22 protein-coding genes and 1 pseudogene are annotated in these 24,299 nt (G+C 62.1%); 9 read left to right on the forward strand and 14 right to left on the reverse strand.

What is annotated here, in order from left to right:
* Window positions 1–111 precede the first annotated feature (111 nt).
* The gene (locus C483_RS09715) at window positions 112–2,145 is read left to right on the forward strand and encodes a sensor histidine kinase (protein ID WP_006653182.1); all 2,034 of its coding nucleotides are present in this window, start codon (window positions 112–114) and stop codon (window positions 2,143–2,145) included.
* Between the two features lie 49 nt (window positions 2,146–2,194).
* On the opposite strand, the gene C483_RS09720 is transcribed toward C483_RS09715, so the two are convergent.
* The 3 genes from C483_RS09720 to C483_RS09730 all read right to left on the reverse strand — a co-directional run bounded on the left by C483_RS09720 (window position 2,195) and on the right by C483_RS09730 (window position 4,774).
* A complete protein-coding gene (locus C483_RS09720) occupies window positions 2,195–3,106 on the reverse strand; it encodes a hypothetical protein (RefSeq protein WP_006653183.1) in 912 nt (303 codons plus the stop codon).
* Window positions 3,107–3,172: 66 nt separating this feature from the next.
* Complete coding sequence (locus C483_RS09725) at window positions 3,173–4,423, reverse strand: RNA-guided endonuclease InsQ/TnpB family protein (RefSeq protein WP_006653184.1); 1,251 nt, start codon at window positions 4,421–4,423, stop codon at window positions 3,173–3,175.
* 132 nt (window positions 4,424–4,555) lie between these two features.
* Complete coding sequence (locus tag C483_RS09730) at window positions 4,556–4,774, reverse strand: helix-turn-helix domain-containing protein (RefSeq protein ID WP_006653185.1); 219 nt, start codon at window positions 4,772–4,774, stop codon at window positions 4,556–4,558.
* Between the two features lie 195 nt (window positions 4,775–4,969).
* On the opposite strand from C483_RS09730, the gene C483_RS09735 reads away from it, so the two are divergent.
* The gene (locus tag C483_RS09735; RefSeq protein ID WP_006653186.1) at window positions 4,970–5,233 is read left to right on the forward strand and encodes a glutathione S-transferase N-terminal domain-containing protein; all 264 of its coding nucleotides are present in this window, start codon (window positions 4,970–4,972) and stop codon (window positions 5,231–5,233) included.
* A 10-nt stretch (window positions 5,234–5,243) separates the two neighbouring features.
* Here C483_RS09735 and C483_RS09740 read toward each other — a convergent pair whose 3' ends face one another.
* The gene (locus C483_RS09740) at window positions 5,244–7,457 is read right to left on the reverse strand and encodes a (Fe-S)-binding protein (protein ID WP_006653187.1); all 2,214 of its coding nucleotides are present in this window, start codon (window positions 7,455–7,457) and stop codon (window positions 5,244–5,246) included.
* Window positions 7,458–7,637: 180 nt separating this feature from the next.
* Between C483_RS09740 and C483_RS09745 the strand changes: the two genes are divergently transcribed.
* Both C483_RS09745 and C483_RS09750 read left to right on the forward strand, forming a co-directional pair.
* The gene (locus tag C483_RS09745; protein ID WP_006653188.1) at window positions 7,638–8,228 is read left to right on the forward strand and encodes a hypothetical protein; all 591 of its coding nucleotides are present in this window, start codon (window positions 7,638–7,640) and stop codon (window positions 8,226–8,228) included.
* An 83-nt stretch (window positions 8,229–8,311) separates the two neighbouring features.
* Window positions 8,312–8,995 carry a CRISPR-associated protein Cas4 gene (locus C483_RS09750; RefSeq protein WP_006653189.1) on the forward strand — a complete coding sequence of 228 codons (684 nt, stop codon included), beginning with the start codon at window positions 8,312–8,314 and terminating at the stop codon, window positions 8,993–8,995.
* 27 nt (window positions 8,996–9,022) lie between these two features.
* Here C483_RS09750 and C483_RS09755 read toward each other — a convergent pair whose 3' ends face one another.
* The 3 genes from C483_RS09755 to C483_RS09765 form a co-directional block, all read right to left on the reverse strand.
* Window positions 9,023–9,613 carry an L-threonylcarbamoyladenylate synthase gene (locus C483_RS09755; protein WP_006653190.1) on the reverse strand — a complete coding sequence of 197 codons (591 nt, stop codon included), beginning with the start codon at window positions 9,611–9,613 and terminating at the stop codon, window positions 9,023–9,025.
* A gap of 72 nt (window positions 9,614–9,685) precedes the next feature.
* Window positions 9,686–10,201, reverse strand: a complete 516-nt coding sequence (locus C483_RS09760; protein ID WP_006653191.1) for a redoxin domain-containing protein — start codon at window positions 10,199–10,201, stop codon at window positions 9,686–9,688.
* The gene (locus C483_RS09765) at window positions 10,201–10,545 is read right to left on the reverse strand and encodes a glutaredoxin family protein (protein WP_006653192.1); all 345 of its coding nucleotides are present in this window, start codon (window positions 10,543–10,545) and stop codon (window positions 10,201–10,203) included. The genes C483_RS09760 and C483_RS09765 overlap by 1 nt, the downstream gene beginning before the upstream one ends.
* 101 nt (window positions 10,546–10,646) lie before the next feature.
* Between C483_RS09765 and C483_RS09770 the strand changes: the two genes are divergently transcribed.
* The gene (locus C483_RS09770; protein ID WP_006653193.1) at window positions 10,647–12,068 is read left to right on the forward strand and encodes a hemolysin family protein; all 1,422 of its coding nucleotides are present in this window, start codon (window positions 10,647–10,649) and stop codon (window positions 12,066–12,068) included.
* A gap of 152 nt (window positions 12,069–12,220) precedes the next feature.
* Here the strand turns inward: C483_RS09770 and C483_RS09775 are convergent, their stop codons facing one another.
* The 5 genes from C483_RS09775 to C483_RS19500 all read right to left on the reverse strand — a co-directional run bounded on the left by C483_RS09775 (window position 12,221) and on the right by C483_RS19500 (window position 17,375).
* Window positions 12,221–13,129 (reverse strand): hypothetical protein, encoded by a 909-nt coding sequence (locus tag C483_RS09775; RefSeq protein ID WP_006653194.1) that lies wholly within the window; start codon window positions 13,127–13,129, stop codon window positions 12,221–12,223.
* A 95-nt stretch (window positions 13,130–13,224) separates the two neighbouring features.
* On the reverse strand, window positions 13,225–14,418 hold the full coding sequence (locus C483_RS09780; protein WP_006653195.1) for an inorganic phosphate transporter: 1,194 nt from the start codon (window positions 14,416–14,418) through the stop codon (window positions 13,225–13,227).
* 217 nt (window positions 14,419–14,635) lie between these two features.
* Entirely contained in the window at window positions 14,636–15,487 is an 852-nt protein-coding gene (locus C483_RS09785; protein WP_006653196.1) for an ABC transporter permease subunit, read from the reverse strand.
* Window positions 15,484–16,452 (reverse strand): ABC transporter ATP-binding protein, encoded by a 969-nt coding sequence (locus tag C483_RS09790; RefSeq protein ID WP_006653197.1) that lies wholly within the window; start codon window positions 16,450–16,452, stop codon window positions 15,484–15,486. The genes C483_RS09785 and C483_RS09790 overlap by 4 nt, the downstream gene beginning before the upstream one ends.
* Before the next feature lie 62 nt (window positions 16,453–16,514).
* The gene (locus tag C483_RS19500) at window positions 16,515–17,375 is read right to left on the reverse strand and encodes an ABC transporter permease (RefSeq protein WP_006653198.1); all 861 of its coding nucleotides are present in this window, start codon (window positions 17,373–17,375) and stop codon (window positions 16,515–16,517) included.
* A gap of 576 nt (window positions 17,376–17,951) precedes the next feature.
* Here C483_RS19500 and C483_RS20855 point away from each other — a divergent pair.
* The gene (locus tag C483_RS20855; RefSeq protein ID WP_006653199.1) at window positions 17,952–18,578 is read left to right on the forward strand and encodes a hypothetical protein; all 627 of its coding nucleotides are present in this window, start codon (window positions 17,952–17,954) and stop codon (window positions 18,576–18,578) included.
* 81 nt (window positions 18,579–18,659) lie between these two features.
* Here the strand turns inward: C483_RS20855 and C483_RS09805 are convergent, their stop codons facing one another.
* Entirely contained in the window at window positions 18,660–19,382 is a 723-nt protein-coding gene (locus C483_RS09805) for a DUF5828 family protein (protein WP_006653200.1), read from the reverse strand.
* A 180-nt stretch (window positions 19,383–19,562) separates the two neighbouring features.
* Between C483_RS09805 and upp the strand changes: the two genes are divergently transcribed.
* The gene (upp, locus tag C483_RS09810) at window positions 19,563–20,240 is read left to right on the forward strand and encodes a uracil phosphoribosyltransferase (protein ID WP_004215659.1); all 678 of its coding nucleotides are present in this window, start codon (window positions 19,563–19,565) and stop codon (window positions 20,238–20,240) included.
* Between the two features lie 120 nt (window positions 20,241–20,360).
* Here upp and C483_RS09815 read toward each other — a convergent pair whose 3' ends face one another.
* The gene (locus tag C483_RS09815) at window positions 20,361–22,610 is read right to left on the reverse strand and encodes a S9 family peptidase (RefSeq protein ID WP_006653201.1); all 2,250 of its coding nucleotides are present in this window, start codon (window positions 22,608–22,610) and stop codon (window positions 20,361–20,363) included.
* A 112-nt stretch (window positions 22,611–22,722) separates the two neighbouring features.
* Here C483_RS09815 and C483_RS09820 point away from each other — a divergent pair, with 112 nt between their 5' ends.
* Together C483_RS09820 and C483_RS20860 are read left to right on the forward strand one after the other, a co-directional pair.
* Window positions 22,723–23,613: a hypothetical protein gene (locus C483_RS09820; RefSeq protein WP_006653202.1), complete on the forward strand. Its 891-nt coding sequence runs from the start codon at window positions 22,723–22,725 to the stop codon at window positions 23,611–23,613.
* A 207-nt stretch (window positions 23,614–23,820) separates the two neighbouring features.
* Window positions 23,821–24,299 (forward strand): annotated as a pseudogene (locus tag C483_RS20860) (hypothetical protein); the annotation flags it as partial.

Below are 24,299 nucleotides of genomic sequence, written 5' to 3' on the forward strand. Positions count from 1 at the left end.
GACCGGTAGGCGTGACGGGTTCCGGGGAACGAGACCAGAGACTACAGTCTGCAGTCTGCAGTCTGCAGTTTCGATGACGGAATTTATGGTCCGCTGGGTGGTAACTGACTCGTGACACCGTCCGGCGATCCGCCACCGACAGACGGACAGGCGAGTCCGTCACAGGTACCGATATCGCTGTTAACCGATGCAGATATCGCGGTCGTGCAACTGACTCCGACTGGCAAGATCGTCGCGACGACCAACGCGTTCGCCGATCAGACGGGGTACTCTCGCGCTGCGTTACAGGACAGTTCACTCACAGCACTGCTCACGCACGTTCCAGACACGCTCGAATCGATTCTGGACGATGAAACGACGCCGGAACCATCAGCGACACCATCGACACCGCCGACACCAGCAGCTGAACTCAATGCCAACACGCTGGTGCTCCCCATCCAGACGGCAACCGGTGAGACGGTCAGATTCGAGGCCCAACTCGAGTACACCCCCACCGAAGCGGGAGCAAGCGTGCTCACGGGGGTACTCACTCGGCTTCCGGACGCCGAACGGGAGTCCGAATCGGAACCGGGCGGCGACGTGAAGCACTCGAACAGATCACCGGACGACGAGCCGTTTGCGTTCGTCGAGCGGCCGGCGGACACCGTCGAGGGCGAAAAGACAGCGCCTGCGAAAGCATTCGTCGCACTCGCCGATGCGCTCTCTGACGGCATCATCGTCCTGGATTCGGACAGCGAAATTCAGTACGCGAATCCGGCCGTCGAACGTATTCTGGGCTATCCACCACAGGAACTCGTTGGCGGCAGCAAACTCAGCATCATCCCGGAACGGCTCCGCGAAAACCACCTGCAGGCGCTCGAACGCTATCTCGAGACGGGCGAGCGAAACATCGACTGGGAGTACGTGGAACTGCCCGGCCACCACGCGGACGGCCACGAAGTCCCGCTTGGCATCTCGCTCAACGACTTCTTCTTCGGCGGGCAGCGGTACTTCGTGGGGCTATTTCGGGACATTTCACCCCGAAAGGAAGCCGAGAAGGCACTCCGCGAGCGTGAACAGCAACTCAAACAGTACAAGGAGTACACCGACGATATCCTGAACGCGATCGACGACGTGTTCTACGTACTCGATACGGACGGCAGCCTCCAGCGCTGGAACCAGCGTCTCCGTGAGGTAACAGGTTACACAGACGACGAAATCGAATCGATGCACGCCGCCGAGTTCTTCAGCGGCCCGGACCGCGACGCCATCACAGACGCCGTCGTCTCTGGGTTCGAAACGGGACACGCACGCGTCGAGGCCGACGTCGTGACGAAATCCGGAACGCAGATCCCCTACGAGTTCGTCGCCACCACGCTCGACGATCCGGACGGACACCCGGTGCTCACCGGAATCGGGCGCGACATGACGACACAGCGCGAACAGCGTCACAAACTCGAAGCATCGAACGAGCGACTCGAGCAGTTCGCCTACGCCGCCTCCCACGACCTCCAAGAGCCCCTGCGGATGGTGACCAGCTACCTGCAACTCATCGACCAACGATACAGCGACCAACTCGACGAAGACGGCGAAGAATTCATCGCGTACGCCGTCGACGGCGCCGAACGAATGCGCGAAATGATCGACGGGTTACTCGAGTACTCGCGGGTAGACACCCAGGGCGAGCCGCTGGAGCCGGTCGATCTGGATTCGGTTCTCGATGACGTACTGAGCGACCTCCAGTTGGCGATCGAGGAGTCGGATGCCGAGATTAACGCCGAGTCGCTGCCGTGCGTCGCGGGCGACCGGAGTCAGCTTCGGCAGGTGTTTCAGAATCTGTTGTCCAACGCGATTGCCTACAGCGGTGACGAGTCGCCGGTTATCGATATTTTGGTCGAGAGTACGCCGAACGAGGATGACGAAATGTGGCGACTCGCAGTTGCCGATGCCGGCGTCGGCATCGAGCCGAACGAAACCGACCGCGTCTTTCAGGTGTTCCAGCGGCTCCACGGAACCGTCGGTGACGGAACTGGCCTCGGACTCGCGCTAACGCGACGAATCGTCGAACGCCACGGCGGGCAGATCTGGGTGGACTCGGAGCCAGGCGAGGGGTCAACGTTCTACGTGACGCTCCCAGCCGTTGACAAACAGGAGTCGAGCGAGTAGATAGCAGACGCTCACCCGCAAACGACGGTCTCATCCCCAACCGAAGACCCTACCCACTAACGAGGACCCAGCCAGCGAATCCGACGATGATGAGAAGCGGGTGTGCGACGAGCAAGGCGGCCGTCCGTATCGAAACCGGGTCGCCTCGGTTTCGGTAGCGAGCACCGAGTCGACCGGCAAGATAGGCCAGCGAGCCGAGTGGCGTCGCGAACAGCGCGACGGCGACGGGGCCTGATGCGAGGAGGAACGGGTCGACGCCGGTCCTGACGAGTTCGCCGGCGAAGAGGTAGCCCCAGATACCGACGACGGGAGCACTCACAGCCGCCCAACTCACGAGGAGCCCGTCGTTCGCGTACGCGAGCGCCGCGGCGGCGAGCACGCCGGCCGGAATCACGAATTGGATTCCGAGCCACGCGGCCAACGTGAGTCGGTGTCCAGCGCCGGCGGCGATGAGGTCCAGTGCGAGGAAGGTCGCGAACGCGACGGCGGCGATCCAGACGGCGTACCGATGGCTCACACCGATTCGGCGGCCAAACAGGAAGCGGTGGATACCGTGCCGACGATCGGAAGCGGACGCTGCTGCCCCGTGAGCGAACAACCCTGCACGGTCCGCCGCGAAAACGACGAGCAGCCCACAACAGAGCGTCAGGATAGCGGCCGCGAATCCGGGCGGCGGCGTCGTTGTCGCAGTCGTCGTCGCTGCGCCGGCGTCGTCACCGAGCATTCCGATCCGTGCGGGACCGCGAGCGACGACACCGGCGATCATCGAGATGAGACCGACGACGACAAGCGGCGCGAACAGCCGGTCAACGGCGTCTGCGAGCCGTTCGACGAATCCCGGTTCGCCAGCCGCAATGACGACCGCCTGCTTCGAGGGCTCGTAAACCGTGACCTCGCGACCGTTCTCGCCGTACCGGGTTTCGACCGGCTCCAGCAGGTCCGCCGACTCGAGTTTGTCCACGTGGTGACATCCTCCGCGCCCTTCAGGGCGCGGCTTCCCGTACTGCAGGTTGGGATATTTGCCGGTCTACGACACGACCTGTTCTCTCGTGCGAAACATCCCGCTCTCGCGGTCGAACAAGTATGTCGATGGCTGAGCCACGCAGCCGTTACTCCTATCCTCGCCGTGAGGACTCGGAGTTATCTTCTGGCGCATATTCTCCGCCCCATTACAATCCGCGTTGGCCACCAACTCGCACGACGAGCAGACGTACAGGCCACGTTTGACACGGTTCGATCTCGTATCGTCGCCACACCGTGAGCACGTTTTCGAGGTGTCCCACTCGTTTTCCTTCAGCACTTCGATACCACGTGTCTCACCCTTGTACGCGAGGTACTGGTAGATGCGGTCAAACGCCCACGAGTGCAACTTCTTGTTCCCCGTTTTGCCCCAGTCTGATTCTCGCACGTCTTCAGGCCAACTCACTGCCAGCGTTCCAACACCGCGTTCAACACACTCAGTGATAATGGTGTCTGTGAGGACGTGGTAGAAGTGTGTCTCCCGTTCTGTGAGCTTTCGACGCGCCCACATCGACTTCTCAGACGGGCCGTTCTCACCCTCGGTGTCGTACTCTGCTCGCATGAAGTAGTGCTTGTCCTGTTTAAGCGAGTTGCCGGGGAACAGGACGTACTCGTCAGGGAATGCAACCGTAGAGATGTTCGTAATACCAAGATCGATACCTGCTACGCCGTCGCCTGCGGAATCGTTGGTTTCGAGTTCGACTTTACAGACGAAGTGCAGTTCCCACTCGTCGCCGTTCCAAACGGCACGAACGTTCTGTACCGTGTTGACTTCGGTGAGGTCAACATCGGGGCGAGTCTGATACTCGCAGAGAATAAAGTCCGCCCAGGTCTCTTTCAGATTCGACCCTTTCGACAATCGGACGCGATTGTTCTCGGGGTCGTGTTTGAAGCCATCTGCTTTGAACGTGACCGTACTCTTGGGTCGTTCATCGCCGTGTTTGCGGTAGCCGGGCGGATTCGCCTTGGTGTCGTTCTGTCGCAGGTCGAACCACGACTGGAAAGCGTCAGACAGTTCTTCGATGACTTTCTGACTTGATTGTGCGTTCAGGTCTTTCCAACATGACTGGTTTTTCATATACGCTTTGAGCGAGCTTTCGTCTGGGATTTCGCCAGTTGCATCCCAGATACGGTCGGCTGTCCAGCGTGCGACGTTCCAGATTTTCGAGGCGGCGTCTCCGAGCAAATCGAGGCCATCACAGACCTGTCGCTGGTTCTGGATGGAACCAACATAGGTTCGAGTGACCTCGATCGCCATGTATAGCCTATGTAAACAATCCAACTTAATAGTATGGATTATCGTGGAATATCCTGCCAGCCATCGGAGGTAGATTATGTCGCCTAGCGACGCGATTCACACCCACCGTAAACGGTGGGATTCTCTCGCTGTTCAAAGATAGCCGACGTTCTGGATACTCGTCTCGAGTTCCGCGGCCAGTTCAGAACGGGTTCGACCCGCCTCGTAGCACGCCGCTAGCACGGCACGAGAGGTTTCGGAGCCGAGGGCGTCGAACAGTTGGTCTGCGTCCTCGCCCTCGAGTCCGGCGAAGGCCGGCTCGTCGGCGTCCTCGCGAAATCGGCGCACGAGCCGGCCGGCAAGTCGATCCATATCCGAACCGTCGTACTCGATGACAAAAGTGTATCCGGGTGGTCAAATGGCGGTTTGAGCCGGTGGGGGTAGTAAAGGACCCGATAGCGGAGAGGGAGAAAAAGAGAAACATGCGTGTGGGCGGCAATAGCGAAAGCCCAGCGTGACTGTGCCAGTCGACCGCTTACGGACACTCGCCGCGAACCAGTGTACGAAATGCTCGAACTGTACCAAGCAGAAGGCTGTCCACACAGCACGAACGTCCGTGAGACGCTCACTGATCTCGGCGTCTCGTACGTGATTCACAATCCACGCCGTCCTGGCGGAGAGGGTGGCGACGTGCTAAACGAACAGACCTACGAGGCGATGACGGCGCTCAGCGACGAAGATTCGATTCCGTTCCTGGTCGATACGGACCGTGAAAAAACGATCGCGGAGAGTGACGAGATCGTGGCCCATCTCGAGGACCACTACGGCTGATCGTTCCGCGTCAGTCGGCAGCGACTTCGATATTTGCCTTCTCGTGTGCACCGATCGCCTCGACGACGAGTTCGGCGATGTCGACGATTTCGATGTCCTCCTCGTAGCCGCCGGTCTTGCGGCCGTCCTCGTACATCGTCATGCACATCGGACAGGCAACGACGAACTTTTCGATGCCGGCGCCGGCGTCGGTGTCCTCGAGTGCTTCGCGGATGCGCTCTTCGCTCGGCTTTGGTTCTTCCTCGAAGTCCATCCAGAGACCGCCGCCACCGCCACCGCAACAGAACGAGTTGTCGCGGTTGCGCGGCATTTCGTCGAGGTCACAGCCCGTGGCGCGGATGAGTTCGCGCGGGGCCTCGTACTCGTCGTTGTACCGGCCCAGATGACACGGATCGTGGTAGGTGACCGTGTAGTCGAGTTCGGTACCGGTCAAGTCGAGTGCACCGTCCTGGACGAGTTCTTCGACGGCCTGCGTCCAGTGGAGCACGTCGATCTCGCCGTCCGCGTTCCACTGGTCGGTGTAGTCGAAGGGCATCATCGGATCGTCTGCGAACTCCTCGAAGTCGAGCTCCGGATACTCGTTCTTGAACGTGTTGTAGGAGTGGGGGTCGGTGCAGACGATTTTGTCGAACTCACAGTCCTCCCACGTTTCGACGTGGTGGCCGGCGAGTTCGACGTAGAGGAACTCCTCACCGACGCGACGAATGTCGTTGCCGTCGTACTTCTCGTCGTCGAAGAGGATGCCGAAGCTGACGTCTGCTTCCTGCAGGATCGTCGCGAGCGAGCGGGCAACCTGCTTGTTGCGCTCGTCGTAGCTCGGATAGTCGCCGACGTACCAGAGGTAGTCGACTTCCTCCTCGCGGGCGTCGGCCACGTCGAACTCGAGTTCGTCCGCCCAGTCGGCGCGGTCGCGAGGCGAGTCACCGAAGGTGTTGCCGTTCTGCATGACGTTCTGGAAGACGTCCTGCATGCTCGGGGCGATGTCGCCCTGGTCGGTCATCTGGCGGTTGAGTCGCGTAAAGGACTGGAGGTGCTCGATCTCGACCGGACAGGCGTCCATGCAGGCCATACAGGCCATGCAGGACTCCATCGTCTCGGTGTTGATGACGCTGGTCCCGCCGTCGGCGATGATCGGCTTCTCCTCGCCGCCGTCGTCGAGTTCCTCGCGGTACTTCTTGAGGTCGAGGATGACGTTTCGCGGATCGAGCGGGCGGTCAGAGGCCTTCGCCGGACAGACCGACGAACAGCGGCCACACTTGGTACAGGCGTCCTGGTCGAGAATTTCCTTCCAGGTGAAGTCGTCGATGGATTCGGCGTTCGTCGCGTCGAGATCCGACGGGACGTTTGGCAGGCGCGCGCCGGCCTTCTCGTCGCGCGTCACGACGTTCGCGAACGAGGAGATCATGTGGAACGGCTTGGCGTACGGAATCCAGGCGATAAAGAAGAGCGCGAGCAGCGAGTGAGACCACCAGAACAGCCAGTGGATCGTCTCGGCGTTGTAACCGAGGGCCCCCGCCGCGCTGTAGTCGACGCCGTTGACCGTCGCCTCGAGTGCGGCACCGGTCGTCGGCACGTCGATCGCCTGGAAGACCATCGCGATGCCGTAGCCGACGAAGCTCACGATTTCGTGGTCAGGCATGCCGGTCGCGTAGATGCGTGCGCCTTCGAGCAGGAAGCCACCGACGCCGAGACCGAACAGCGTCCAGATAAAGAGGTCGTCCTCGTTCGAGGTGTGCCGACCCCAGAGACGGTGATTGCGGACCCAGTAGCGCCGATACATCGCCATTCCGATCCCGACGACGAACAGCAGCCCCATCGCGTCGACGATGAACTGGTAGGCGAGGTAGAAGTCACCCTCCCAGAAGACGATGCCGAGGATGAGTTCGGTCGTGTACTGCTCGAAGCCGATGATGAGCGTTGCGATGAGCAGCGTCAGGAATCCCCAGAGGATAAACGAGTGCATCAACCCGCCGTAGAGATCCCGATTGAACTGCTTCTCGTTCGAGAGAACGATCTTTGCAGAACTCACGATACGACTCGGCAGATCGTTGAGACGGGCGAACGGGTCGTCGTCGCCCTGCGCGTACCGGCTAAATCGAAGGTACACGCCGTACGCGAAGACAGCGAGAGTCATCGCTACGAGGAGATAGAACAGAACGTACCCGACGTCACTGATCCCCAGGTAGGTCTCCCTCCCTGCGTTCGCCTGTGCTATGACGTTCATATCCAATCAGGGGGTGGGGCGTAACTTAATTCTTGCCACACCGCGCGAGAGACGACCGCTACGCCCTCTTGCGGAAATTAGTCCTGCGTTTTCAAGTTTATAATTGTTGTCAATGCATCAGTTGCGCCCAACGCTATCTGGCAACAGTCTTAAATAGCCTCCCATCGGGAGTGTCCACCCATGAACGAAAAAACCGAAGAACTCCGCGATATCTTCACCAACGTGACCGACGGCGAAGAAACGATCACCGAATCGCAAGAAGACACCCGTGGGTCACTCGAGAAGGACGAGCAGACTGACGAGGAGCGACTCGAGAGCGTCGTCGCGCAGATGCGCGAGCGCTACGAGTTCGAGACGCCGCTGTCGGACGACGACCTGATCGCGGTCGCGAAGGCGTTCTACGACGACCAGAGTGACCAAGCGATTGCTGATGACCTTGGTGCTGACCCCGACACCGTCTTCGAGGCCCGCATGGCCCTCCACCTCGTCGGCGAGGACGACGCCGACGAGGTGGACCTCGTCGCGATTCGCGACCGCGACGAGGACGACGAGACGCTCGCCGAGGAGTACGACGTAAGCGCCGCAGAGATCCGTCGATTCCGCCACATTGCGGCCGCACAGGACGAATCCCGTGCCGCAAACGACCGCTACCGCGACGAGTTCGACAGCATCCTCGCCGACGCCGACCTCTCTGCACAGATGGCAACCGACGTGCGCGAGGACGGACTCGAGGACGCGACTGAGGGGATGGAGACGAACGTCGACTTCTAACGCCCCCACCAACTGCGGCGTGCCGATTGGCTGACCCTCGCAGGCTGCGCGGGTTTTTATACGAAGACGCGGCCAGACGAGCCGTGAGCCGCACCCACGTCACGTTCAGCGATCTCCGAACCGCCGCCTACTGCCCGCGAAAGTGCTATTATCAGCGGACGCGCGAAACGAACCACAACCCACCGCCCGAAATCGAGACGATCCGCGCCCTTGCAACCCAGTACGAGCGACTCCTCGAGTCCCCCGTGGCTGCACTCGAGTCCGAACCGATCGCGCGACCGCCAGCCAACTATCAGCGGACGCTAGCCGACACGCGCGAGCGCCTCGAGAAAAGCGACGAGTGGAAGCGACTCTGTAATCCGACGCAGCAGAACGTACTCGTTTCGGGGAAAGACTGTCGCGGGCGAGTGCACAAGGTACTCACAGAGCCGCTGGAACCCGTGTTGGTCTCGACCGGCTCACCGCCCGAGCAGGGTGTCTGGGAGCCACAGACGGTGCACGCCGTCGCGGCCGCGAAGGCACTCGCCTGGGAACACGAGACGGTGATCGAACGGGCCTGGCTCGAGTACCCCGCCCATGGCATCATCCGCAAGATTGAGTTGACGACCCGCCGGAAAGCGCGCTATCGACGCGCGCTGCGGACAGTTCAAGAACTGGACGGTCCGCCGGCGCGGACGACGAACCGGTCGAAGTGTGAGTCCTGTGCGTTCGCCGAGGAGTGTGGCGTGCGGACGCGAACGCTGCGGTCGCTGCTCGGCTTCGGTTGAGATCAGAAGCGGGTATCTCGCCGGGAGTCAGTGCGTCGCGAACCAGGTCTCGATCTCGTCGGCCAGCGCACCACGGCGGTGGATCGTCTCGCTCGATGGATCGACGACGGTACTCTCGGTTCCGGGCGTCTCGCCGCCGTCGAGCACCGTCGCGACCGATTCTCGAAGGTCGTCGTCGAGCTCTGCGAGTCGCCGAACGCTTCCGGTCCCGCTCACGTTCGCGCTCGTGGCCGTGATCGGCGTTCCAGCGCGTTCACACAGCGCCAGCGCGGTCGGCTGGTCGGGAACACGGATCCCGACGCGGTCCTCCCCCGCGGTCAACACGTCGGGGACCGACTCGAGTCGGCGACAGAGAACCGTCACGGGGCCGGGGAGAAACGTGGCCATGAACCGTCGCTCGCGCTCGGTCGTCCGGACGTAGTCGAACGCGGCCGGGACCGAGGGCACAGCGAGCGAGATCGGCTTGGAGCGGTCACGGCCTTTCACCTCGAAGACGCGCTCGACGGCGTCGGGGTCGAGTGCGTCCGCTCCGAGCCCGTAGACGGTTTCGGTGGGGTAGACGACGAGGTCGCCGTCGCGGATGGCGTCCGCGGCACGGTCGATGGAAGTGGGAGACATTTGGCGAGAACTGGGGCCGGTACCGCAAAAAGAATACCGCGTTCCAGCGGACGGCAAACCCGTTCCGCGGGTTCAGAGCCCGAACTCGTCCTCGAGTTCGTCGTACTCCGGGAACTCCGGCCAGTCGGTGGCGACCCACGAGGCGGTGATCGTCAGCTCGTCGTCGATGGCGAAGAAGGCAACTCGCGGCTCGCTCACGCCTGCCATTCCGTCGAGGTCGTGTGGAATGCCGTAGGCGTCTGCCACGTCGTTCGCCGGATCAGCAAAGAGGTCGAACGGAGCGTCATTCTCGGCGATAAACTGCGAAATCGCGTACGGCGTTGAAGCTGTGACGCCGACGACGCGGTCAGCGCGCTCGGCCCAGTCGCGGTCGCGCAGTTCCTCCCAGACGTAGGTGCCGACGAACGAGCCGATCATCGGCGTGAAAACGACGATCGTCTGGCCACCGCCACCCTCGGCGACGAGTTCGGAGAGCGTGCGATCTTCCCAGAACTCGTCCGTCACGAGCGGCCGAGTGAAATCCGGTGCCGACTCGCCGGTGTCGGGGTGGTCCGCCGGGCCGAGGTCGACGACGTCAAAGTCCGGCATTAGTCGTCACCTCCGGCGGCTGCGCCGGTCTCGGTCTCGGGCGAAGACGAGTCACCGGTGCCGTACGTCGACTCGAGATACTCGACGATGTTCGCACTCTCGGCCATCGTCACGCCGGTCCGGTCGTCAACGATCACTGGAACCGTCCGGACGCCCGCGACTCGCTTGACCACGTCGCGCTTCGAGTGGAGCGGCTCGACGAATCGCGACTGGTACTCGAGTTCGGACTCCTCGAGCAGGCGAGCGACGCGCTCGCAGTAGGGACAGGCCTGCAGGCGATAGAAGGTGATCGGTGCCTCGCCGCCGGGAGTTGCCTCATCGACGTCGGTGGTGGTGTCGCTCATGTGCAACCGTTCGGGAAACAGCCGGGTAAACGTGTCGTCAGCGGGAAAACGGGGTGGAAATGGTAAACTGTTAACCGATCGGGTGAGAAGGCTGTACATCAATGGCGCTGGTTTCGCTCGCTGAGGTCTGGGTCGCGCTGTACGAGGTTCCAGTCGTGGGGCTCGAACTCGAGCAGACGACGGTCACCTTGCTTGGCGCGCTCACAGTTACGGTTCTTATCGGACTCTCCGGTTTCTTCTCCTCCTCGGAGATCGCGATGTTCAACCTCTCGAAACACCGCCTCGAGGGAATGGTCGAGGACGGAATCGAGGGCGCAGCCCGGGTCAAGGAGCTAAAGGACGACCCACACCGGCTGTTAGTGACGATTCTCGTCGGGAACAACATCGTCAACATCGCGATGACCTCGATCACCACCGCTTTGCTCGGTCTCTATTTCGGTGGGCTAACTGCCGTCGTGCTCTCGACGTTCGGAATCACCGCTATCGTCCTCCTGTTCGGCGAAAGCGTTCCCAAGTCTTACGCCGTCGAGAACACCGAATCCTGGTCCGTTCGCATCTCGCGGCCGCTGAAGGCCACGGAGTACCTGCTCTTTCCGCTGATCGTCCTCTTCGATTACCTCACCCGCCAGGTAAACAAACTCACGGGATCGACCGGAGCGATCGAATCGCCATACGTCACCCGCGACGAGATTCAGGAGATAATCGAGTCCGGCGAGCGCGAGGGCGTCTTAGAGGAGGAAGAACACGAGATGCTCACTCGGATCTTCCGTTTCAACAACACCATCGTCAAGGAGGTGATGACACCGCGACTCGACATGACGGCAGTGCCGAAGGATGCGAGCATCGACGAAGCGATCGAGACCTGTATTCAGAGCGGTCACGCTCGCGTCCCGGTCTACGAGGGCAGCCTCGACAACGTCCAGGGAATCGTCCACATCCGCGACCTCGTCCGTGATCTCAACTACGGCGAAACCGAGGAAGAGGAGCTCGAACTCGCCGATCTCATCCAGCCGACGCTACACGTTCCCGAGTCGAAGAACGTCGATGAACTCCTGACGGAGATGCGCGAAAACCGGATGCACATGGCGATCGTCATCGACGAGTTCGGCACCACGGAGGGGCTGGTGACGATGGAAGACATGGTCGAGGAGATCATCGGCGAGATCCTGGAAGGCGGCGAGGATCTCCCGATCGAAGAACTCGACGAGCGTACCGTGATGGTCCGCGGCGAGGTCAACATCGAGGACGTCAACGAGGCACTCGAGATCGACCTCCCCGAAGGCGAGGAGTTCGAAACGATCGCCGGCTTCATCTTCAATCGTGCGGGCCGCCTTGTCGAAGAGGGCGAAGAGATCACCTACGACGGCGTCCGGATCACCGTCGAAAGCGTCGAGAACACGCGGATTATGAAAGCACGGCTGCACAAACTCGCGGAGTACGACGAGGGCGACGGCGAGCAGTCGACGGGTTCCGGTGACGGAAACGGAAACGGAAACGGGAGCGGGGACGCGGACAGCAACTAACGGCCACACTGTGTGAGCAGCCACACTGTTTTAATCGGAGTTTCCCCGGTGTACTCGAGTTGAGTGCAGCCACAAGCGGAGACGGGAGCGAACGGGACGGCGGACGACTCCTGTTGTGTAGCCCGCTCGAAACGGAGAAGCGAATTCGGACGCTACGCCGCCGACTCCGTCCGTGACGAGGCGACGAGCCCCTCGATCTCCGTCGCAACCGCCGGCGGAACCGCGAGTCGCCGCGGCCCTGCCACGTACGTCCCGTCAGGCTGGGCGTACTCGAGTGTCAGGACGACCGTGTCGCCGAGTTGCCGCGAGGACACCGACTCGATCAGTCGGAGGTCGATCGCCTGGTCGGGGTCGTAGAGGTAGATCGCTCGTTCCTCGCGGTCGAGTGCGCCGATGGATCGCAGGAAGGATGCGAGAACGAGCGCGACGAGCGCGAGCGGGATCAACAGTGCTGCAAGCCCGGTGAACGGGCCGGCACCGGTGGCGAGCAGTTCGTTCTGCGAGACGTACCGACCGATGAGCATCAGCGAGCCGATGACGACGGCCATGATCAGGGTGCCGGTCGCAGCGTCGATTGCGCGCTCGAGGCCACGGCCGGACGGCAGCGGAACGGGCAGCGAGTCGGCGAGTGCACGCACTCGCTGTTCGGTGCTTCCGGCGAGTATGAGGACGAGCGTGGTGACGATGAGTGCGGCAGTGAACGCGACGACGACCGGTTGGCCGGCGGTCTGGCCGGCGAGATCATAGAGACGCCAGAAGACGATGATCGAAATAGTGGCGAAGAACGTACCGACACCAAGCGACCACAGGAGCCAAACGGTCCGGGAGGTCGAGGCGTCGCGCCGCCATTGAATTGGACCGTCTCCGGAACGGTCGGGGTTGGGGTCAGGGTCGAGGTCAAGGTCGGGAGCGGGAGCGGGATTGGAATCAGGATTAGAACCGGGACCGGAGTCATCAATCCCACCGAAGTCACTGGGAACCGTAGTCGCACTCGTACTCGCGTCCGTTCCCGCGTTTGCCTGCGGGTCCGAGTTCGATTGTGCGTTCGCGTCCTCCTCCATAGCTGAACTCGCCGCCGGTCGTGTAAAGACTGTTCGATGTCTAGTCGGCTGTTGGACTGTGACGGTATAGAGGGTACAAGAACAGGGTACAAGAGCTACAGGAGGAGCACATCAACGATGGTGTACCCGCCGTAGGCAATGAGGATCGAGCCGGCAAGCGAGAGGACCCACGCGAGGACGGTGTAGCCCATTTTGCTGGCGCTGACACCCCCTCCAGCTTCCGCCGCGGCATAGCCGCTGCCGATGATCGCACTGACGATGATCTCGTTGAACGAGACTGGAATCCCGAACAGGACCGCCGCCTGGGCGATCATGAACGACGGGATGAGCGCGGCAATCGATCGGCGTGGCCCAAGCGAGGAGTAGTCCTGTGCGATCGCCTTAATCATTCGGGGTGCGCCCGTCCAGGAGCCGAGCAGGAGGCCGAACCCGCCGCCGAGGAGCAAGGCGATCAGCGGCAGGCCGACGTCGTCCGAGAGCGGAATCAGAGGGCCGATTGCCAGCCCAACCTGACTGCCGCCCGCAGAAAAGGCCACGAGTGCACCCAGCACGAGCAGGAAGTGTCGTTCACCGCGTTCGACATCGCCGCGGAGATCGAAACCGACTGTACCGCCCCACAGCACTGCGATGATCGTCGTCACGACGACAACGCCGGCGAGGTCGGGACCGGGAACCCAGCCGCTCGAAGCCTGCGCGATCGACGCACCGCCGGCCTCAGCGGACCCGAGGATCGCGAATTCGATGTTTGCGACGAGCACGCCGACGAAGGCGGCCAGCCCAACGATCAGGTACGTCTCCGCGATCGGTTCACTTCGGAGCAAGCGGGCGATTGCGTAGGCGAGACCACCGCCGACGAACGGCGTGAGGATCCACAACGTCGCGATTTCGATGTACTTCGGCCAGGCGGGAGTACCTCCCATCGCGAGCCCGACGCCCACGACGGCCCCGGTAACCGTGAAGGCCGTCGCGATGGGGTAACCGGCGAAGACGCCGATCGCGACCAGCGCGGCCGCGATAATCAGTGCAATCGTCGCCGCGCTCGGCGAGAGGACGACGCCGCCGATGAGTTCCGTCCCGACCGCCTCGGAGACGTTTGCACCCTGTAATACCGCGCCGCTAAACCCGAGGATACCGACGAAGAAACCCGCCCGCATCACCGAAATCGCGTTCGCACCGACTGCGGGCGCGAACGGCGTCGACCCACTCGAGCCGGCACCGATCGCCCAGGCCATAAAGAGGCTTGCAAGGGCGGCGATCAGGAACGTTGCGATCGTCGCGATTTCGACCATCTGTTCGGGCTTTCCAGTGGGTACTACAAGTGTGTGCCGGCCTGCGGTTGCTGGAGAACGTCGATCCCGGTGGGTCGAGTAGCGGACTCGCTTGGGGTCGAGGAGTGGACTCGGTTCGACTCGGACCAAACGAGAACGGAGGAAGACACGCACGGAGCAGTGAGACAGGCACGGAGCACGGAGACAAGCATGGCCTCGTCGCGCGAGCGCGGACCGCTCAGTCGAGATCCGCGCGCTGGAACCGCCAGTAGCCGACGAGAACGGGAACGGTCGCCCACGCGAGTAAGACACCGAGACCGAATATATTCGGCGCGTGCGGAGCGGTCGTCGTCCCGCCGACGAAGGCGATATCGAGCAGATCGGGAACGTAGTATCGCGCCCCATCGAACGCGTGCAGCGGATTCAGCCGGTTCACGTACAGAAACCACGTCGGCTCCTCGAGTGTGGCGAACCGACCTGCGAGGGGATCTACGCCCGTATCGGCCTGCCCGGTTACGACGAGCGAAACGAGCGACATGACGAGAGTGTCCCAGAGGACCACACACAGCGCGTAGAGCCCGATCAAAACCCCGATCACTCGCGTCTCGCTGATGGCGACACTCGAGACGCCGACCGTCACGCCGAGCCACGCGAACGTGTAGAGGACGAGCACGGCGAGGCCACCGACGATTTCTGTCGGCCCGTCCGTCCCGAACTGTGCGACGACAAACGCCGAGAGCAAAAGTGCGACGGCGAGGACGACGGCGAGGAGCGTCGCGGCGCGGCCGACGTATTTTCCAGTCACGATATCCCGTCGACGCCCCGGTTGGCCGAGGAGAAGACGGATTCGACCTGAGACACGTTCACCGACGACAGCGCGATAGCCGAGGATAATCACGAGCAGCGGGACGAACTCCGCAAACGTATCGAGCGTCGACAGGAAGGGGTAGGTCGTTCCCGCGAGCAGGTCGCCGTAGAGCCACAACCGCGTGACGACGAACAGGCTAAGGACGGCTGTTACGACCCAGAGCGCCCGCGACCGGACCGCGTCGGTGACTTCCGCGCGGGCGATTCGTAGCGTCGCACTCACGCACGCTCACCGCCCGGTGTCTCGATCGGGTCGGCACCCTCGGTCGAGTCAGTGGTGAGTTCAGCGAACAGGTCCTCGAGTGAGGCCTGTTCGACGTCGATGTCGACGACGGATGCGCCGGTGTCCTCGACGCGACTGATAGCCGCCGACTTGACGCCAGGGTCGGCGCACTCGATCCGGAGCGCAGTTTCGGTTCGCTCGACGTCCGTCACGTCGGGGAGTTCCAGCAGTCCGTGGTCGTCGTTGAGGTCGAGGTCGGGGTCGGGGTTGGCGTCGAGCGTGAGCACGAGCACCGATCGCGAGTCCAGAGAGTCCCGCAGGTTCTCGACCGTACTGACCGCGAGCAACTCGCCGTCGTCGAGGACGCATACCCGATCACAAATCGCCTCCACCTGCTCGAGTGCGTGACTCGAGAAGAAGACCGTCGCACCGCGGTCGGCCTCCTCGCGAAGCAGGGTTCGAATCTCGTGCATCCCGTTCGGGTCGATTCCGGACGACGGTTCGTCGAGGATCAGCACGTCGGGGTCGCCGACGAGTGCCATCCCGAGTGCGAGCCGTTGGCCCATCCCCTTCGAGTAGTCCCCGGCGCGCTGGTCCGCGGCGTCGGCGAGTCCGACCCGCTCGAGGATCTCGTCCGGGTCGTCCGCAGCATCGTTCATCTCGATGGCAAACACGACGTGTTCGCGTCCGGTCAGTCGATCGTAGAGACTGTACTCGTCGGGAAGGATCCCGATCTGCTCACGAACTGCACGCGGGTTCTCCTGTGGGTCGTCGTCGAGAACCGATGCACGTCCCGCCGTCGGCCGGATGAAGTCGAGCAGTACATCTATCGTCGTCGACTTCCCGGCCCCGTTCGGCCCGAGGAAGCCGAATATTTCGCCACGTTCCACGGTCAGGTCCACGTCAGAGATTGCCTCGAGGTCACCGTATCGTTTCGTGAGACCGTCCGTCTCTATCGCAGTCATTCGTTCTCAACTATCCCCATTATGTATTGAATTAAAACCGTTTGGGTCACGAACGGTTGGACTCATTCGAGATCCACACGCTGGAACCACCAGGAACCGACGAGCAGCGGCAGCACCAGCCACGCGAGTAGGACGCCAACACCGAACAGATTCGGGCCGTGTGGTACAGCGACCGAGCCGCCGGAGGCAGCCGCCTGAAGCACTTCGTAGCTGTAAAACACGGTTCCCGTGAACGCCTCCGCGGGACCGAGGCGAAACGCGTACAGGAACCACGTCGCTCCCTCGGCGTACGTCACGACGGCCGGATCGACAAACTCGATGAGCCCGCCGATCTCTCCCGAGCCAGTTACCGCGAGTGCCAGCACTCTGGCTACAAACGGCTCCCACAGCGCGAGCAAGAGCGTATAGGCGATGAGCATGACACCGATCACCTGCCGTCCCGAGGCAGCTATCGCGGAGACGCCGACCGTCGCGCCGAGCCACGCGAGGCCGTAGAGTGCTAGCGATCCAACGCCGGCGACGAACTCGAGTACACCCACGCTGCCGGTCTGGACGACGACGAGGACGAGCACCACCGGGATTGCGGCCGAGAGGATGGAAAAGAAGACGATCGCTCGGGCCAGAAACAGTTCGACGACGAGGCTGCGTCGTGTTTTCGGTTGCCCGAGGAGGAGTCGAACGCGTCCCGACTCGCGCAGTTCGACGATGGCATCGTAGCCGATGACAATCGCGAACAGCGGGAGCCAGTGGGTGAACTGAAGGAGGACGAGGAGGAACGACTGCGAGGCGGAGTCGATCATCGTCGGGTCGGCGGCCCAGTTTGCGAAGACGAGGACGACGAGGAGGGCGGTAAGTATCCAGACCAGATTCGAGCGCACGAGGTCGGTGATATCGGCCCGAACGAGTGGGTGACTGAAACTCATGCGACGTTCGGTTCGTGGGTGGCAGGGAACGCAACAACTGAGCGATCGAGGTCGTCGTTTCGACGACGAGCGAGCGTCGATCGACGGCAAAATGGGGGTGAGAATGGGACCAGTTGACCACGAAACGGGAGTGAGGACGTCAGTGGCTGGCCGTAAAACAGGGGCGACATCGCTCGCTGGACGTTTGAATCGGCGCTTTCGCGACCGGCTATGTCTGAATCGGACGTCGGCACAGTATATTCGAAGGGGAGCATATATTGATCACCAATAGTTTCTCGTCGTAATTATTAAATCCATTCCTCGACCACGCGTCCGGGTGTCGGACGAGGGACGATTCGCCTGCTACTCGCCATAACCAAGTTCCCGGCCAAGTCTGGAGGCGCTAGTCGCGAACGCGCGTTGCGAGGCCGTTGTGGTCGTCGTACGCGTTGGGAAGGTCGAGTTCGTTCGCGCTCGTCTCCCAGCCGGCGGTAGCGAAGATGGTTCGGACCTCGTCTTCGGCCGTCGTGTACGATTCAACAAGACATTGACTCAGTTAGTCGACGAACAGTGCTACAAAGTGCGGCAGTCGGTGCCGTGAGTGTCGGTGCAGTCGCTGCGACCGGAAGCGTCGCCGCTGACGCCGACTCGGACAGTAAACTCGCGCGCCTCGAGGCCGCGGGACTGACCCTCTCGGAGCGAGACATTGAGGCCGTTTCAACGGAACTCGACATCGAAGTGACCGAAGACGTCAGAACGGGGCAAGCGCTCCTCGACCGACTCGAGAGCGACGGCTTGCTCGCAGAAGCCACGCTCGACGTCCTTCCGGATTTCGGTGCGACGGACGACGCCGACGGACAAATTCACGATCTCGCCGAGGGAGGGTCACGAGAGGTGTCGTTCACCACGATGACGCCTCGTGGCCGACTGCAGGTCACCTACAGCGAGAGTTCTGCACCGTTCGCCGCGCTGTTCCCCGAAGACGGCAGTAGCGTACTCATGTACGTGCACTCGGACGGCGACAGCTACGAGCAAGTGGAGACGTCGATTGGAGCGACAGATCACGACGAACAACCGCCGACGGCGGACGACTGTACTAACTGCGGTGGCTGTGACTGCGTCGGAGACTGGTGTCTCGACGGAGTGAGGCCACGGACGCACAAGAACACCTGTGCGACCTGTGACGACGGAGAGTGTATCATCACGACGACCTGCGGCTGCTGACGAGCGGACGCAGTCCTCACATTGCACTATCCTAATCCACTTTTTCTTTCACTCAAAATTCGAGCAAATAGACTCGAGACGCTAGTTCGTCGTCGACTTCGATCCGTTCTCCGCCTCCGGTGGCGGCTCCGCCCCTTCGATCGCCTCCGCGGCGTCCGTATCCTTCTCGACCTCGACGTGCCAGCGGTCGATCTCATTGTCGAGTTCGGCGAGCCGGTCCGAGACACGGTCTTTGAGATCGTCGTCGTTCACGTTGACCTCGAAAACGAACCGCTCACCGTTGTTGCCGTTTCGCGCTGCCTGCTGGACGTTCGCGCTAACGAGTTCGTTGTCGAAATAGTACGGCGCGAGCTGGGTCATCACGTTCTGGTACACCGTGTCCTCAACCCGACGCAGGGCCTTCCGCCCCGCCGAGTCGGCCGCGCGAGCCACGTAGTCGATCGACTCCTTCCAGTTGTCCATCGCCGCCTCGGCGTCGTCCTCCTCGAGTTGCTCGTAGGACGCGGTGATTTTCTCGCCGGCGGTTTTGATATCTTCGTCGGGTTCTTTCCCCGCCTTCTCGCCCTTGCCCTCTTCGACACTGGCCTGATCGGCAGTTTTCTCGCTGACGTCGGCCTCGAGGGTCTCGTGGGCTTTGGGACGCCACTCGTCCCACTCGTCGAACGCCCGCGCAAATCGTGCGCCATAGTCGTGGTCGGGATCGTGAACTCCCTCGTCTCGCAAGGCGTACGTAATGCGCTCGCCGTGTTCGACGACGTCGGCCCACTCGCCGCGAACTTTGAATCCCGAGATGCTCTCTTCCATTCGAGTGAGCGGGTAGTAAGACACGGACTGGTATAAACTTCTTCGCTGCGTCAGCGATCCCATCAGTTATCTGCCGCTGTGGGGGCTGAGAGCCATTGACAGCCCACGAGACCCAGCACAGGCCGGTACTCGTCGCGGCTGATCGACAGTGTGAACTATCCCGCGGGTGGCCATACGAATATGCCAATCGAAGACCGCGACGATGCGTATCTCGTCACGCACGCACTCGCAAAACACACGCTCTCACAGCTTCGAGACGTCCAGACCGAACAGGTCAGCTTCCGCAAGGGGCTCGTCAAACTCGGCCGAATCTGTGGCTACGAGATCATCGACGGCCGCATGGAAACCGAGTACGTCGAGATCGACACGCCACTCGAGCCGACCATGGGCGAGCAGGTACGCGGACTCGACGACGTGGTCATCATCAACGTGCTTCGTGCGGCGACGCCGTTCGTCGAAGGACTGTTGAAGGCGTTCCCACGCGCACGACAGGGCGTCATCAGCGCGAGCCGCGACGAGGAGGCCGGCCGCGAGGACGACGGCTCGTTCCCGATCACGGTCGACTACGTCAAGTTACCCGAGATAACCGAAGACGACACGGTCATCATCGCTGATCCGATGCTCGCGACCGGGAGTACGATGTGTACCGTTCTCGACCACGTCATCGAGAACTCGCCGGAACCGGAGAACCTGATCGTGCTCTCGGCCGTCTCCGCACCCGAAGGGCTGCTCCGCGTCGACGACGAGTTCCCCGAAGCCGATCTGCTGACGGTCTCGATCGACGACTACCTCGACGACGACGGCTTTATCGTTCCCGGACTGGGCGACGCCGGCGACCGGGCGTTCCGAACGACCTGAGTGAGAGTCTGATTCATCGACTCGTAGAGTCCGACATCCCGCACAGCCAAGCGTCTCGGTTACCGATCGACTCGATTACGCACGAAACTCGGTGGCCAGGAAAATATAGCAAAGAACCGCTCAGTCGTCTGCGCTCGTCAGCTCGTTCTCGCTCGCGCTCTCATCTTCCCCGTTATCCGATTCGTCCAGTCCCCCCGATAATCCTGCATCACGGTCGCGCTTGAGTGCCGGCGCGACTTCGCGGGAGTCGGCGTAGCCGTCGAACCAGCGGACGATGCGCTCGAGTCGGTCGACGACGTGGCCCGGCTCACCCGAGCGCGAGAGTTCGTGGCCCTCGCGCGGATACCGGACGAGACGGGTGTCGACACCGTGTTTCTTCAGGCCGAGGTAAAACAGTTCGGCGGTGTTCGCAGGCGTGCGGTAGTCCCGGTCGGAGTGGAGCACGAGCGTCGGCGTCTCGACGTTCGGGACGTGTGCTGCGGGAGACTGCTCCCAGAGGAATTCGGGTTCCTCCCAGGGCGTCGTGTCGAAGTCACCCTCGATGAGTTTGAACGCGTCTGTCGAGCCGTAGAAACTGGTGAGGTCATAGACGCCGCGCTGGGAGACTGCGGCAGTGAAGCGGTCCGTCTGGGTGACCGCCCACGAGGTCATGAATCCGCCGAAGCTCCCACCGGTGACGAACAGTTCGTCCTCGTCGACGAAGTCGCGCTCACAGACCTCGTCAACGCCCGCGAGTACGTCCGAAAGCGTCACGTCGCCCCAGTTGCGTTCGATCGCCATCGCGTGGTCCTCGCCGTAGCCCGTCGAACCGCGCGGGTTACACCAGAAAACGACGTAGCCCTGCGCTGCGAGCGTCTGGAACTCGTGCCACATCGTCCCCGCGGTCGTCCACTGTGCGTGTGGACCGCCGTGGATTTCGACGACGAGTGGGTAGGTTTCGTCCGGGCCGCTCGCGGCGTCCGCGTCGAACTCGGGTGGGGTTAGCAGCCAGCCCTGGATCTGGTTGCGCTCGTCGTTGCCGTCGCCGTTGCCGTTGCCGTCGCCGTCGCTGTTGCCGTCGCCGTTGGCATCCTCAATCCCGGCGTCACCCCTCTCGAACCAGATCTCCTCCGGCTGGCGTACCGCTCGATCCGCGAGCAGGTCGCCGTTGACGCGCGTCAGTCGGTGCGTCTCGTTTCCGCCGCGGGTCGTCACGAAGACATCGCCAGGGTGGTCCCACTCGCTCTGAACGAGAGCGACGGCGTTGTCGCCGACCGAGAAGCCCGCGACGGTGACGTCATCGCCGTAAACGCGGGTCGGCTCCGCGATGGCTTCCTCGCCGTTGTCGATCGTCGTCGGAACGTCGACCGACCAGAGCACGTGCGCTCCTTCGTCCGGTGTCGTGAAGTACAGCATCTCCTCGTCCGGAGCCCACGTGAAGTTGCCGTCGATCGTCCGATCTAACGACGCCGTCGGCGTCGTCTCCGTTCCCGTCTCGCAGTCGTGGACGCGAACGTCAGTCTGGCGAATCGAGGCCTGTTCTTCGGGCGTGAACGCGTACGCGATCCGCCCATCTGTCGTCGCCTCGAGTTCGGTGACCCAGCCGGTCGTCTGCGTAACGGCCGTCGCCTCGCCGCTCTCGAGATCGTGCTCGAACAGATCGTACGTGAGCGAGTCGTCCGGCTCGACTCCCGCTTCGGCATGTGTAACCGCGTAATAGACCGTCTCGTCGTCACCCCAGGTCGCTCCGCTGTGGTCTTCGTCGCCGTCGGTGAGCCGCTCGATCGCATCCATATTCTCGGGATCGGTGTCAGTCGGATCGGATGGATCGGACTCGAGTGCGGCCTCGAGATCCAGAACGTAGACATGACTCCGCCGGCCGTCCATGTACTCCGTGCCGGCGCGGTAGATCATGCGGTCGATGACGCGCGGGTCGGGCGTCTCGGGTTCGTATTCGGGGTCGACGGCGAGGTCGCGTCCCTCCTCGCGGTCGGCGGCGGTGACCTGCTGGGTGAACAGGAGACGACTACCGTCGGGACTCCACTCGAGTCCGGTGATGCCGCCGACGACGGATGTGAGCTGGCGGGCTTCGCCGCCGGTCGTTGTGGGAAGCACCCAGAGTTGCTGTCGGTCGTCGTCCTCGCCGCGGGTGCTGGCAAACGCGAGCCGGTCGCCGTCGGGGCTCCAGCGGGGCTGGCTGTCGACGCCCTCGGTGATGGTGAGCTGTGTTGGCTCGCCGCCGCCGACGGGGACGACGTGGATGGTCGCTTCGGAAGATTCCTCGTCTTCGGGGAGTTGTTCGACGTATGCAACACGCTCGCCGCCAGGCGAGAGTTGTGGGTCCGAAACCTGCCGCAGGTCGTAGAAATCGGTCGCCTCGATCGTGTTCATGCAGTTCGGTACCGAGGTGTGTGTAAAAAAGGTTGGTCCACCGGAGAACGCGACCGGGACAGTGAGTTGCAGTACGGCTATGTGTCAGTAGGTCGTCTGATTGGATGAGTATATGTCTGATCGGTCGCCCTCCGAGGATTCCACTGGTGGCGCTCCCGCCACACGGTCGTCGCCACTCCCTCCAGCAACGGATTCACTCATCGTCGCGAGCTTTTTCGGTATCCTCGGTGCGGCCGTCGCGCTGACCACAACGCTCGCGGGAGACCTCGGTCTCGTCGTCATCACCGGCTCGACGCTGCTCGGGTTCGGCGGTGGCGCACTGCTCGGTGCCGGTCTCGTCCGCTTCGTTCCCGGTCTCCTGGCTTACCTCGGTGGCAAGAAAAGGCGGCATCTCGTGATCGTGCTGCCAGCCGCACCTTTCGCCGTCGTCGGCTTCGCAGCGATTTTCGGCCCATTTGGAACCGAACTCGGGTTCGCCTCGGTTGGATCGATGAGCACGCTCGTTATCCTTGGCTACGCGCTCCGTGCGGTCGCATCGACCCGCTACGCAGAAACGGTGACGGCAGACCGCTCGCTCCAGACGTGCCGGTGGCAACCGCCACGATCACCCAGAATGGACGCCGTGTTGCTCGTCATCTGGCTGGGTCTCGCCGTCGTCTACGCAGTCGCCGGCGACTGGCTCTCGACGCTCGTCTGGGGCACACTCGGTGTTCTGTGGCTCACCACCGGCCTCATCGAGGGGCGGTTCCAGATCGACGGGCTAGGGACGACACCCGAGATCCAAATCTACGAAACCGGCTTCGTCAAACAACGACCGCTAACCAGCACGTTCGTCTCCTGGAAAACCGTCGACCACGTCCGCCTGCGGGACGACGAACTCGTCTTCGACCGCGGCCTGTTCGATACGCGACTCGACCGCGACGCACTCGAGTCGCCCGACGAACTCCTCGCCGCAATCGAATCGCAGCTTTCGGATCGAACGGCGACGCTTCCGTCCTCGTAGCAGCAGTTGCGACTACAGATTCCGTGTTCGGTTGGTGGCTTGAACGTCGTCGTCAGTACCGGGCAAGCAGTTACCGAAGGGGGAGTTATCTATCTTTGGACAGCGAGAGAATCCCACCGTTTACGGTGGGCGTGAATCGCGTCACTGAACTACACGATCCACCGTCGACAGCAGGCTGGATNGTTAGTTTATCTACATAGGCTATATATGGCGATCGAGGTCACTCGCACCTACGTTGGTTCTATCCAGAACCAGCGACAGGTCGACGATGACCTCGATTCGCTCGGCGGTTCCGCCGCGAAAATCTGGAACGTCCTCAGAAATCGAAGATTTCTGATGGGCTGCACAAGAGCTTCGCTCTTGTGAGCGTCGCACGCTGGACAGCCGACCGCATCTGGGATGCAACCGGCGAAATCCCTGATGAAGGAACGTTGAAAGCGTACATGAAGAACCGCGAGTGCTGGAAAGACTTGAACGCCCAATCCAGTTCGTTCGAAAGACGAAGTCTTTCGTGATGCCAAAAATCTTCGATTTTTGAGCACAGAAAGTCATCGAAGGACTTTCTGACGCTTTCCAGTCGTGGTTCGATCTGCGACAGACAGACAGACAGCGATGCGAACCCACCTGGCTACCGCAAACACGGCGATGAACGACCACGCAGTACGATCACGTTCAAAGCAGATGGT

This window comes from Natrialba hulunbeirensis JCM 10989 (assembly GCF_000337575.1).
Lineage (GTDB): Archaea > Halobacteriota > Halobacteria > Halobacteriales > Natrialbaceae > Natrialba > Natrialba hulunbeirensis.

Excerpts from the sequence above, each read along its gene's own strand:
- C483_RS09775 (WP_006653194.1), bottom strand. The coding sequence starts at position 13,129 with ATGGAGGAGGACGCGAACGCACAATCGAACTCGGACCCGCAGGCAAAC.
- C483_RS09735 (WP_006653186.1), top strand. The coding sequence starts at position 4,970 with ATGCTCGAACTGTACCAAGCAGAAGGCTGTCCACACAGCACGAACGTC.
- C483_RS09805 (WP_006653200.1), bottom strand. The coding sequence starts at position 19,382 with ATGGAAGAGAGCATCTCGGGATTCAAAGTTCGCGGCGAGTGGGCCGAC.
- C483_RS09740 (WP_006653187.1), bottom strand. The coding sequence starts at position 7,457 with ATGAACGTCATAGCACAGGCGAACGCAGGGAGGGAGACCTACCTGGGG.
- C483_RS09765 (WP_006653192.1), bottom strand. The coding sequence starts at position 10,545 with ATGAGCGACACCACCACCGACGTCGATGAGGCAACTCCCGGCGGCGAG.
- C483_RS09755 (WP_006653190.1), bottom strand. The coding sequence starts at position 9,613 with ATGTCTCCCACTTCCATCGACCGTGCCGCGGACGCCATCCGCGACGGC.
- C483_RS09760 (WP_006653191.1), bottom strand. The coding sequence starts at position 10,201 with ATGCCGGACTTTGACGTCGTCGACCTCGGCCCGGCGGACCACCCCGAC.
- C483_RS09745 (WP_006653188.1), top strand. The coding sequence starts at position 7,638 with ATGAACGAAAAAACCGAAGAACTCCGCGATATCTTCACCAACGTGACC.
- C483_RS09730 (WP_006653185.1), bottom strand. The coding sequence starts at position 4,774 with ATGGATCGACTTGCCGGCCGGCTCGTGCGCCGATTTCGCGAGGACGCC.
- C483_RS09780 (WP_006653195.1), bottom strand. The coding sequence starts at position 14,418 with ATGGTCGAAATCGCGACGATCGCAACGTTCCTGATCGCCGCCCTTGCA.
- C483_RS09815 (WP_006653201.1), bottom strand. The coding sequence starts at position 22,610 with ATGAACACGATCGAGGCGACCGATTTCTACGACCTGCGGCAGGTTTCG.
- C483_RS09770 (WP_006653193.1), top strand. The coding sequence starts at position 10,647 with ATGGCGCTGGTTTCGCTCGCTGAGGTCTGGGTCGCGCTGTACGAGGTT.
- C483_RS19500 (WP_006653198.1), bottom strand. The coding sequence starts at position 17,375 with ATGAGTTTCAGTCACCCACTCGTTCGGGCCGATATCACCGACCTCGTG.
- C483_RS09790 (WP_006653197.1), bottom strand. The coding sequence starts at position 16,452 with ATGACTGCGATAGAGACGGACGGTCTCACGAAACGATACGGTGACCTC.
- C483_RS09820 (WP_006653202.1), top strand. The coding sequence starts at position 22,723 with ATGTCTGATCGGTCGCCCTCCGAGGATTCCACTGGTGGCGCTCCCGCC.
- upp (WP_004215659.1), top strand. The coding sequence starts at position 19,563 with ATGCCAATCGAAGACCGCGACGATGCGTATCTCGTCACGCACGCACTC.
- C483_RS09725 (WP_006653184.1), bottom strand. The coding sequence starts at position 4,423 with ATGGCGATCGAGGTCACTCGAACCTATGTTGGTTCCATCCAGAACCAG.